Genomic DNA, 7,198 nt, shown 5'->3' on the forward strand with positions numbered 1-7,198 from the left:
AGGTGGTACAGTGTATTCAACTGCGGTGTGGTTGATATGCTGGACAACTTCTGAATCAACTGAAAAGCCCTGAATAAGGAGTTCATTAGATTGTTTCCGAACGCCGACAATCACTGTACCTCCACTTTGGTTTGCCATTGCAGAGAGTACCTTAACGAGTTTCTTTCGACCGCTGGAACTCTCTACAATCTCTTTCGATTTACAGTCAAATTGCTCAGACTCAACTCCCGGTTTAGAGGAGAATTGCTTTATCAGCTGTTTCGTTTCATTCTCCATGTTCATTATTCGCGATTAGGGGGCATGTGATTTGAATTTCTCATCTGTTAACGGGCAGTGGTAGACCTGTTTTCCTCCCCGAAATGGAGGTATCTTCGGCGGTGCTTATTCACTATCCATTCGGGGGGCAATCGTGATGTCTGTTTTTATGCGACTATTGGCTCTCTTTGTTTCTACCTGTAGCGGATAATCTTCACTCAGCCGTGTAGTGAGACATTTTGGAGGAGTAAATTTGTTCAAATACTGTATGAATTGAGAACCGTACCGTGCCTGTGCAGCAGATGTACAGCGCAGAATCGTTGCTGCCCTTTTTTCTTCTCTCTCTTGTATCTCATCCACACTCTCTTCGATGTCTACATTGATTTTAGCCACATCGGTATCTCCCCGTCCTGATATGACAAATTCATCTTCTGAAACACTGATATTCACGGTCTCAGATATCATTCCAACAACCTGATATGCGCGAGTGAATACTGAGCTGTGAACTTTCGATTCGAGCTCATACTCTAACTCTGGAATCATTGGCTCTTTCACCTGTTCCGGGTCTACACCAGCTAAGGAATAATCTACGTCGGCAAATTCAATATCCATCCGATGACCCTCATCTGTGAGTTCTAACTGGACATCCTGACGGGGATTCGCAGCTCGAAGAAGATTTTCAAGAGTTCCACAGGGCATACCGAACACAATCTCATCCCCCTTTGGTCTGACATCATATTCCTCGAATTCTGTTGCAGGAATCTTTTGTCGGACCATTATGGCGTTTGCGCCGTCAACTGAGTTTACGTAGAGTTTGTCCTCTCTCCAGCGAAAATTAGTCAAACTATCTGGAGAGATTTCGACAGGGGGTTCCACAATCGCCTTCAACAGTTCTGCCGAGATTTTGGCCTTCATTTGCGGTAGCTCAGAATCAATCATAATTAGCTCCTCTCCAAGACAGATATGTCTGTGTCGAAGCCTTGGCTGAGGTTTTCAATATTTAGCGCGATTATTCCGTGTCCATCATCTATAGGTATGGACCATACATGTGATTCAGCAACTCCATATTTGTTTTCTAGCTTGTCTTCTATATCATTCAACTTTTCAGATTTTACACCGCTTTCGATGACATCGATATCCTTCGAATCTTCGCTAATACCGAGGAACAGCAACCGTGAATCTTGAAATTCACGATGAATGCCTTGTGCTAATTCTTCTACATCCGATTGTCTATCAAACCATGGGGACGATTTGAACTCTAAGTCGATTTCTTCTCCCTCTGTCTGCACAACTCGGGTTGCGTCAGAAACACTACTTACGAATCGTGAATGGAATTCGCTTGAGAATTCGTTAAATAGATAGCAAAGAGGTTTCTGAACATCGCGGGACAGAATCTCGAATACAATATGACTAAAGACATCACGGAGATTGTTTGACCCCATATCTTCTGCAGTTTTTAGAACATCTTTAATATATGTCTCCTGAGCACCAGTTAGGGTAATTTCGTTATATATTCTGAAGTTGCCTAACTGATACGCAGATTCTGAAAACTCTGCCCCTGCATGACAGATTGGTATTGGCTCGTGTTCAGAAAGAAAATGCTTGGATAGTTCACTACGCCAAGGAACGTGCATCTCAACCTGATTGTTGACAAAGGAAAGAGCAAAATCTACTTTCGGCTTCTTAATCTCTTCAGCTCCATTAGCTGTCTCCTTGACTATTTTATTTTCGTAGTCCGTGACTGTGAAGAAGGAATCCAAACTGTTCGAGATGTGATTATTATACATATCAAATGCGCGGGAAAGATTACGATTAGTTTTGAGAAGTTCCTGCTTGAACTCATCTATATCTGCGTACTTTTTGTGGCCCCATCGAATCTTTTCTACTCGTCGTGGACTTTCGTTAGGAGTTTTCAGTTGACCTGCAGAGAGGTCATAGCTGTCGGAGCCAAGCAATTTAGTTGTGATATCTTCTTGGTCAAATTCGAAAACGGTGTTTATCCCGTCTATCTTAGTATATACTCTTACGCTCCCTTTGATATCAAACGCAATTTCGTCTTCAGGGATTCCAAGCCACTCACTAAATGATTCAGTATCATGGCGGTCAAAGTGTTGTACAACGATTTCATCAGGAGATTCATAGGTAAAACGTGCGTACTTATCGATATTCGCTTCACTCAGCAGTTCCTCAATAACGTCCATATCGGTAGTTAGAGCTTTTTTACCGGTGAAAGAGTGACAGACTACGAGAGAGTCTTCACTAATTATGAAGACAACATATTTACCTCGTTCTCTTGCACGGCTTTTCATACTTCCTGCAAAATCCTCTGCCATATAGCTCAAAGTTTGCTCGTAGGACCTCGACATTCCACTAACCAAGCCCTCTGCATCATCTAATAAGGTCTCTACCCAGTTTTCAAAATATGTAGTAACATCTAGACTTTCGAGCGAATGCGTGTATTCCACGTTATTATGTACCGCCCTCAGAAGTTCTTCGACATTTGTAACCTCATTGGGTTCATCGATTATATCTCGCTCTAATTCATCTTCTGACCGGACCTCCCGATAACAAATATAATAGAAATTTTCGCTTTGGGTGGGGAGCGGCATATTACTAGAGTGTTGAATGTTGAATGTCAAAATAGCTGGGATACCGGAGTGAAACAAGAAACTCCTGCTAGTGATTGACCAACACCAAGAGTTCAGATATCTTGATGTGTGACTTATTGAACTAGATTCGCAAAATCACTCTATTTCGGTCGTTCGCTGTATTTGAGACACCTATCCACGAGAGCCGTAAGATTGCTTATTGTCCTTCCCTCTCCAAACTGGCTAAAACTCTTCATTGACCTTGTAGCAGAGTTTCCACCTATTGAATCAACGAAACTGACTATGTCTCATATATCTAAGACAGCCAAAATTATTTGTGTATCTCGTGCGTATCGGAGATAAGAAATGAGCGAACCAAATGAAGAGGCGTGGAAAGACCAGTACAGCGGGCGTGAACGAGTCCGTATGGTTGTCGAGACACTCGACGAGCCGGAAACGGTTACTGCCATTGCAGACAGAGCAGATGTCGCGTGGGCGACTGCCGATAGCGAATTGGAGACTCTAGTGGCTGAAAACAGAGCCGAAGAACACACAGTCGACGGACAGACAAAATACGCGCCAAACCCTGTTCAGATACTCATTGAGGAAGTGCTTGACCTCATCAGCGAGAACTCTCGCGATGAACTCGAATCGACCCTCGTTGAACACACTGCTCAGGTTGAATCGCTACAGGAGGAGTACGAGGTCGAGACTCTTTCCGAACTGCGCAACAAGCTAGTCGAAGAAGACCTCTCTACAGAGGAAATGCGTACCATTCGGAATGCTGCTACGACGTGGGAAGCTCTGGAGACAGAGATTCGTCTTTCGAAACACGCACTTCAACTCTACACGGACGTAACTCAGCTCTCTGATTCTGATGGAGACGAAGAACTCGCGATTGCCTAGTCTCGAATGATATTTCTCGCCAAAAGAGACGGGCTCGACAACAAACGAATCCATCGACGAATCAAGAATCGGCTCCAGAGTGGTTTGAAATTCAGCTCTGTCCAGCTTCGTGTTTCAACTCATCGAGAGCCGGGGCCGTATCGAGTTACAGCGAAAACGGACCCGAGAGAGTTTCTAGAGGATTCCAGCTATCCGACAGAAAGTGTACGACTCGAAATCGGTTTTGATGTCGAGGTCGGCACTGACAACGACTTCTACTGGATTAGCTGGATTGAACCGGAACGAAATCTCCTCCTCGGTTGGCATCAAGATGACGACCATCCGGAGCATGGAGAAGTCCACTTCCAACTAAGTCAATCGGATAGCGATACTCTCCGCGAGAGCGCGGAATATATCGATAAGCATCCGATGGCAGTTGTCGAAGCCCGTTTGGACCAACTACCAGATGTGGTTCGGGCCATAACGTGGAATGACGGAACCGCTACTGGCGTGGATTGGTAGCAAAAACGTGGTAACGAAGATGTTCGTGAATCTGTAGAATCAGCTTTGTTGGAATCCTCAGCAGGTGATACATTTGACCCGGTCCCGGTCAGTACAGAACTCAGAGTTAGATAACTATAAGCGCTCTAACCAGAATATTACACGATGTATCCGTTGAGCGGGGCGATTATCGAGGTAACAATAGAAGCAGATGAACACGAACTCATCTGTCAACACTCCACTGATGTGAGTCACATGAAAAACCCCCGTGATACGCTCCATTTTTTGCTCACTCGCGGTGCCGCGACTCGTGAGAACACAGACAACCGTTTAGAAGTCCAGCGAAGCAATTTCCATGATAGCACCACTCAGCACGATGCGATTGCCTACTATCTTGGCAGTCTTGATGCTCGCAGTGAACTCTCTGAGGATGAGGCTTACGGCCTCCTCATAGACGCTGGAGTCGATATGATTGAATACGAACAGTGGCGTAATTCATTCAATAGACGCCGACGCGCGAATCGCTTGTTGGCAGATTCAAAAGAGAGAGTCCGCCACCTCGGCAGCGCGATAGACTACGCTGTGCTTACGGGCTCCTGTCCGATTGATGGGGTCAAGTATAATCCATCAAGACGGTCGACAGACCCACCGGAAGATGTGGTCGCCGTCGCCGCAGAATGGCGTGCCAACAGTATTGACGCGAACTCGTGCTATGTACTCGCTTTTGCGGCGCTTCACACCAAGCTGTTCGAGGCTTACGATGATGTTCGCTATTGTGAAGGACTTGCTATGTCCAGTCATCCAGCTCGGGCATCGACGCACGCGTGGGTCGAAGTCGACAGCGAGGTCGTTGAACTCCTGTGGAATTGGGATGGGCCTGCTCCATCAGACGAGACAATTTATTATGGTGATTCGATTCCCTTCGACGCAGTTATCGACGTAACGAATCGTCGTCCAACTCACGCGAGCGTTTTGACATCCGATGAGCAATACTTCGAAATGGAAGATGTCAAGAGTGTCATGGCCTCGCGCCTGTTCGGCTGATGTGGCTCTGTTGAAATCCTAAGACACCATTTGTGGTGAAAAAGCCACTAAGTTGGGTGTGAACTTCATTTTTCGAACTGTGTCATATAATAAGAGGGCTTACCGTAGCGTCCCTATCTCATCAGAACCATCATCTAACATATCAGTTAGAAATATTTTATACTTCTATTAGTCTCTGGGTGGGTGGAGTACCCTTTTGATAGAGGCCTGTCGAGTATAGCATATGGCAGAACCACACGAAGGGCTACTAACTGGTCACAACTTTTCGAACGGCGAGCACTACTACACTGTCACAGTTCCCCGTCGAGGTAAAACGGATAAGCCAGTCTTCCACTTGGAGGAAGAAGAAGAATCGATGCAAGCAATCCTACAGTACAACGCGTATTCAGACCTGAGCGAACTTATTAATGACCGACCATCGAACACAGAGATATTAGTCAAAGAAGTAGATGGTCAGTATGAGATTGCAGTCGAAGAAATGAATCAGAAGGCGTGATTCTGGAGGGAACCATATGAGTAATGATGCCCTCCAAACCCTCTTGTCTCAATTTTCGTATTATATCGCAGAGCAGAACTTCGACCATCAAGACTGGGAGCGAATTACAACTGAGCAAGGAGCGGTTGATACTGCGAGGAAGATAGACAGTTTCTTTCGAAGTTGGAAATGGGGTAACCAAGACCGCGCCCATAACACACTTCGGTTCTTAAAGGTGCTTTGCGAGCGTGGCGATGAGGATACCGCTCTTGCCATTATGAGTCAGGCTTACGATTTAGTTGGCGGCGCTGATGCGGAAGAGCTTGAGGACTACCCGGCACTACAGGCCCTCGAAGATGAACAAATATCACACGCAGATAGTGTCCCGTTGTTCACGCACACTGCTGAATCTTTCATCGATATTGAGAACACAACAGATGACTTCTACGACGACCTCATCGAGAATATTAACAAGTGCTATCGGATTGGAGTGTACGATGGGACATTCGTCCTAACCCGAAAACTGTTAGAAAATCTCGTTATCGACTTACTCCGAAAGGAGTACCCGAAATCGTATTTGCGGATGTACTATATCCCCGAATACGGTCGTTTCAGAAATTTCAGCGAGCTTCTGGAGGTTTTCGAGTATCGTCTCAAAGACTACCAGTCATACTCGAATGGGATGAATACAGAACTCATTTCCGACATCAATCGATTCCGTGAATCTGCGAATTCAGATGCTCATTCGATAGTTCGGAACCCAGAGCAGGAAGAAATCAAAGACCTCGGTGAAGACGCCGAACACGCGGCCAAGGTGATGTTCCGGGCTCTCCGTAATATGGATTAAATGAACTCTTCTTCTTTGATTATTCGATGGTATAGCGGTTCTAAGTAGCAATTCTGTATTCACCGCAACCGGGTCAGAATATACTACTTGCTGAGGATTTCGACAGAGCCAGCGAGACCTGAATTGTAGAAGTGCTACTCGCCCAGACAAGTTTTGATTGGTCCTCTTCAGCCAGATTCGAATATAGCTCGTCCTTCAACTCCATTTTCTGATTCACCTCTTGCAGCACTCCCTCGCCTCCTCCATCATACGTTCGCTTAAAACGCCAAGTTCACTGCCACTTCGCGGAGCAACTATACCTGTACGCACGAGGAGGCTGTCTTTTCAGATTTTGCCGACCTTGATGAGTGCGACTTCCTCGGGCTACCCGATTAGTCGTCTTGTCTACCCTAATATCGGGGTTAGCCGATGTGAAGTGTCATTATAACATCTACTGTATGGTGGAACCACTAATATCTGTGTAGTTTCTAAATCCTCCTCTAACCTCTGTATATGGGCATTTGAGGGCTTTTTGACCACTTAGAGCTGAACCGACGAGCATATATGCTAAGTGTCTCGTTAGTGTTGTTGAGGAAAAGAAAATGAGCGCCGCGTGACGAGCGT

7 protein-coding genes are annotated in these 7,198 nt (G+C 45.7%); 4 read left to right on the plus strand and 3 right to left on the minus strand.

Going from position 1 to position 7,198, the window contains the following annotated elements:
• The 3 genes from EXE45_RS15900 to EXE45_RS15910 form a co-directional block, all read right to left on the minus strand.
• A partial coding sequence (locus EXE45_RS15900; RefSeq protein WP_199233648.1) for a helix-turn-helix domain-containing protein occupies window positions 1-282 on the minus strand: 282 nt, incomplete at its 3' end.
• A 99-nt stretch (window positions 283-381) separates the two neighbouring features.
• Window positions 382-1,194: a hypothetical protein gene (locus tag EXE45_RS15905; protein WP_137694890.1), complete on the minus strand. Its 813-nt coding sequence runs from the start codon at window positions 1,192-1,194 to the stop codon at window positions 382-384.
• 2 nt (window positions 1,195-1,196) lie between these two features.
• Window positions 1,197-2,864, minus strand: coding sequence for a hypothetical protein (locus EXE45_RS15910; RefSeq protein ID WP_137694891.1), 1,668 nt, complete (start codon window positions 2,862-2,864; stop codon window positions 1,197-1,199).
• Window positions 2,865-3,209: 345 nt separating this feature from the next.
• Here EXE45_RS15910 and EXE45_RS15915 point away from each other — a divergent pair, with 345 nt between their 5' ends.
• The 4 genes from EXE45_RS15915 to EXE45_RS15935 all read left to right on the plus strand — a co-directional run bounded on the left by EXE45_RS15915 (window position 3,210) and on the right by EXE45_RS15935 (window position 6,595).
• Complete coding sequence (locus EXE45_RS15915; protein WP_241988324.1) at window positions 3,210-3,749, plus strand: ArsR family transcriptional regulator; 540 nt, start codon at window positions 3,210-3,212, stop codon at window positions 3,747-3,749.
• A 645-nt stretch (window positions 3,750-4,394) separates the two neighbouring features.
• A complete protein-coding gene (locus tag EXE45_RS15925; RefSeq protein WP_137694893.1) occupies window positions 4,395-5,273 on the plus strand; it encodes a hypothetical protein in 879 nt (292 codons plus the stop codon).
• A 223-nt stretch (window positions 5,274-5,496) separates the two neighbouring features.
• The gene (locus tag EXE45_RS15930) at window positions 5,497-5,769 is read left to right on the plus strand and encodes a hypothetical protein (protein ID WP_137694894.1); all 273 of its coding nucleotides are present in this window, start codon (window positions 5,497-5,499) and stop codon (window positions 5,767-5,769) included.
• 16 nt (window positions 5,770-5,785) lie between these two features.
• Window positions 5,786-6,595 carry a hypothetical protein gene (locus tag EXE45_RS15935; RefSeq protein ID WP_137694895.1) on the plus strand — a complete coding sequence of 270 codons (810 nt, stop codon included), beginning with the start codon at window positions 5,786-5,788 and terminating at the stop codon, window positions 6,593-6,595.
• The last annotated feature ends 603 nt before the right edge of the window (window positions 6,596-7,198 follow it).

Origin of the sequence: Halorubrum sp. SP9, assembly GCF_005435015.1 — an archaeon.
Lineage (GTDB): Archaea > Halobacteriota > Halobacteria > Halobacteriales > Haloferacaceae > Halorubrum > Halorubrum sodomense.